The organism is Vibrio cincinnatiensis DSM 19608, assembly GCF_900167345.1.
In the GTDB taxonomy this organism is placed as follows: domain Bacteria; phylum Pseudomonadota; class Gammaproteobacteria; order Enterobacterales; family Vibrionaceae; genus Vibrio; species Vibrio cincinnatiensis.
This window is the reverse complement of the sequence record NZ_FUXB01000057.1, coordinates 1-2,049: the sequence shown is the minus strand read 5'-3', so window position 1 is coordinate 2,049 and position 2,049 is coordinate 1. Positions and strand designations below refer to the sequence as shown.

Annotated in this window: 1 tRNA gene and 1 rRNA gene; both read right to left on the bottom strand. The window is 51.0% G+C overall.

The window, feature by feature from the left end:
• Positions 1-51: 51 nt before the first annotated feature.
• Positions 52-127, bottom strand: a tRNA-Glu gene (locus B5D54_RS16845).
• Positions 128-198: 71 nt separating this feature from the next.
• Positions 199-1,741 (bottom strand): 16S ribosomal RNA (locus B5D54_RS16840).
• Positions 1,742-2,049 lie beyond the last annotated feature (308 nt).

The following is a 2,049-nucleotide window of genomic DNA, read 5'->3' as shown; positions in this document are numbered from 1 at the left end:
CGACCAATTGATTAAAAGTCAACTGCTCTACCAACTGAGCTAACGACCCAATGGTATCCCGTAGGGGAGTCGAACCCCTGTTACCGCCGTGAAAGGGCGGTGTCCTAGGCCTCTAGACGAACGGGACACTAAGATACTCTCTTTACTACTTAAACCAAATCAATCTGTGTGAACACTCATCAATGCACAATCTTTACGTAAGGAGGTGATCCAGCGCCAGGTTCCCCTAGCGCTACCTTGTTACGACTTCACCCCAGTCATGAACCACAAAGTGGCAAGCGTCCCCCCGAAGGTTAAACTACCTGCTTCTTTTGCAGCCCACTCCCATGGTGTGACGGGCGGTGTGTACAAGGCCCGGGAACGTATTCACCGTGGCATTCTGATCCACGATTACTAGCGATTCCGACTTCATGGAGTCGAGTTGCAGACTCCAATCCGGACTACGACGCACTTTTTGGGATTCGCTTAACATCGCTGTCTCGCCGCCCTCTGTATGCGCCATTGTAGCACGTGTGTAGCCCTACTCGTAAGGGCCATGATGACTTGACGTCGTCCCCACCTTCCTCCGGTTTATCACCGGCAGTCTCCCTGGAGTTCCCACCCGAAGTGCTGGCAAACAAGGATAAGGGTTGCGCTCGTTGCGGGACTTAACCCAACATTTCACAACACGAGCTGACGACAGCCATGCAGCACCTGTCTCAGAGCTCCCGAAGGCACTCCCGCGTCTCCGCAGGATTCTCTGGATGTCAAGAGTAGGTAAGGTTCTTCGCGTTGCATCGAATTAAACCACATGCTCCACCGCTTGTGCGGGCCCCCGTCAATTCATTTGAGTTTTAATCTTGCGACCGTACTCCCCAGGCGGTCTACTTAACGCGTTAGCTCCGAAAGCCACAGTTCAAGACCGCAACCTCCAAGTAGACATCGTTTACGGCGTGGACTACCAGGGTATCTAATCCTGTTTGCTCCCCACGCTTTCGCATCTGAGTGTCAGTATCTGTCCAGGGGGCCGCCTTCGCCACCGGTATTCCTTCAGATCTCTACGCATTTCACCGCTACACCTGAAATTCTACCCCCCTCTACAGTACTCTAGCCTGCCAGTTTCAAATGCAACTCCGAGGTTGAGCCCCGGGCTTTCACATCTGACTTAACAAACCACCTGCATGCGCTTTACGCCCAGTAATTCCGATTAACGCTCGCACCCTCCGTATTACCGCGGCTGCTGGCACGGAGTTAGCCGGTGCTTCTTCTGTGGCTAACGTCAAAGAATATGGCTATTAACCACACCCCCTTCCTCACCACTGAAAGTACTTTACAACCCGAAGGCCTTCTTCATACACGCGGCATGGCTGCATCAGGCTTGCGCCCATTGTGCAATATTCCCCACTGCTGCCTCCCGTAGGAGTCTGGGCCGTGTCTCAGTCCCAGTGTGGCTGATCATCCTCTCAGACCAGCTAGGGATCGTCGCCTTGGTGAGCCTTTACCCCACCAACTAGCTAATCCCACCTGGGCATATCCTGACGCGAGAGGCCTTGCAGGTCCCCCTCTTTGAGCCGAAGCTATCATGCGGTATTAGCCATCGTTTCCAATGGTTATCCCCCACATCAGGGCAATTTCCCAGGCATTACTCACCCGTCCGCCGCTCGTCAGCAGAGAAGCAAGCTTCTCTCTGTTACCGCTCGACTTGCATGTGTTAGGCCTGCCGCCAGCGTTCAATCTGAGCCATGATCAAACTCTTCAATTAAAGTTTTTTTGGTCTTGCGACCGGCTCAATGAATACTGACTTCAACTTACCTTAGTAAATTAAAGCTATTATCGTTCCAACAGAACGATAATGAATTGACTGTGCCAAAATCAAGTAAACTTGATTCTGATTGGTCACTCAGTTCATCGATAAATCTTTTTGATTATCATCAACGAGTGCCCACACAGATTGATTGGTTTAAATTGTTAAAGAGCGGTGCTTGCGAGCTTTAGCACTGAAGCAGGAGGCGTATAATACGCGTTCTACTTTGAAAGTCAACATAAAACTCTAAGTTATCTCAAAGCTTT